The 1,640-nt window shown below is 37.1% G+C and carries 1 protein-coding gene; it reads right to left on the bottom strand.

Annotation, left to right across the window (positions count from 1 at the left end):
- Positions 1–166: 166 nt before the first annotated feature.
- Entirely contained in the window at positions 167–1,381 is a 1,215-nt protein-coding gene (locus tag AABJ49_RS14265) for a hypothetical protein (RefSeq protein WP_338378964.1), read from the bottom strand.
- Positions 1,382–1,640 lie beyond the last annotated feature (259 nt).

The following is a 1,640-nucleotide window of genomic DNA, read 5'->3' as shown; positions in this document are numbered from 1 at the left end:
ACTTCCACTAAATGCTACCTCCAATAAATGCGTATCCAAAAATAGCTCTCTTTAATCCGGGCGATTCAACGGGCACTCAACATTCATTCCCAAAAAAAACCATATCCAACTCTGAATCCCAAAGACTGTCTTATTATTAGCTCTATCGCAACTGAGTTATCTATTGCTAATGATTCAGTTCCAATGCAATGTTTTTTACTCCGTCCAGATTAACGGTTAACATTTTTGGTTTCCCTTTAAATTGATTATTTAAAGACACCATCAAATCTTCGCTGTAATTATAATCAGAGCATTCGAGAAAGTTTTTCACAAATCGCTTGCATGCTTTCTTAAAAGCTACAATTTCAAATCGCGATTTAGCAGAGGAAACCGGCATATAGCAAGAATAAGCGAGCTCACCAGATCTAATCCGCCCCTCTTTAATAAACATCGCTGATCCATCCCCACCAAACGATCGAGTAAAGCAAACTTTAATTGCATTTTTCGGTAGATTTAAATCCACCCCTTCTTTCTTGATTGAATTACAGTCACCTCCTTCACAAGCTTTTGTCGTAGAAGAATTTTTTTGACCACTCACATCATCCCTTGTTTGCTTAGGAGTCAGTAATCTTGCAGCAGCGCCCACCTTATAATTTCCCTCGCTATATGATTTTTTTTGCTGATTTATCTTATATTCTAGAACTAAAATTTCTTCCTCTATTGATAAATCGACTCCTAAGGCTTGTTTCGCTAACAGTCGAGAAATATCAGCATCAACACTCGAGCCTCCCTTACAGTCATAGTTGGAATCTACATACGCCACTAAACTAACTGGAAGCTCTTTAGACCATTTCTCAATATCTTGGCAATATGCCTCACTTAATATTGGTGGACTCAATCGATTCAAATATTTCAACGAGAAAAGCTCATTATTATTTCTTAGACGTACCTTATTAAGATGCAATGACTTCAACTCTGTCAAATTTTCCAGAGACTTAATACTCGTCAATGGGTTATCACTAAGATCCAAATGCGATAAATGCTTAAGGTCCTCGATTCCATCAATTGAAGCAATTCCCCTACGCTGACAGTTTAAAGTCTTGATTAACTCAATAGCATCACTTGACACCCTACTGTCTGGATGAATCCCTATATATTTATCAATTTCACTTCTAATGCAGGCCCTAAAATTTTCATCTTTTATTTGAATACTGCCCAATGATTGCAAAATCTGATTATCGCCAATTAAAATTTCATTAGCATGCTTTTCAAAATCAGCCTCTAATTGATCTTCAAATTGCTTTAGTTTAATAGATGACAGAATATTAGGAAACAGGAATACACTGCAAACAATAACAACAATTAAAATAGAGAATGTGGGGGAGAATTTAATATTTTTCAATTTTCATCCTTAAAAAAATCAAGAGTAAAATCAACCACTCTGAGACCCTCGCGAAACAGTTATGATGAGAAGAATGCCTGATTGCTCAGAAACGTCAATGCCGCTAGTTTGAAAACACGAAGCAAGTCGCAGGAGGCTAGGATGCCTAAACCAAGAAATGAGCTTATCTCAATCGAAGCCACACCCTACTACCACTGTGTTTCGCGCTGTGTAAGGCGTGCATTCTTATGTGGAACACACAATGAAGGCCGTAGTTTTG

The organism is uncultured Flavobacterium sp. (assembly GCF_963922255.1).
Classification (GTDB): domain Bacteria; phylum Bacteroidota; class Bacteroidia; order Flavobacteriales; family Flavobacteriaceae; genus Flavobacterium.
The sequence above is the reverse complement of the archived record's forward strand: the minus strand, read 5'-3'. Positions and strand labels throughout refer to the sequence as shown.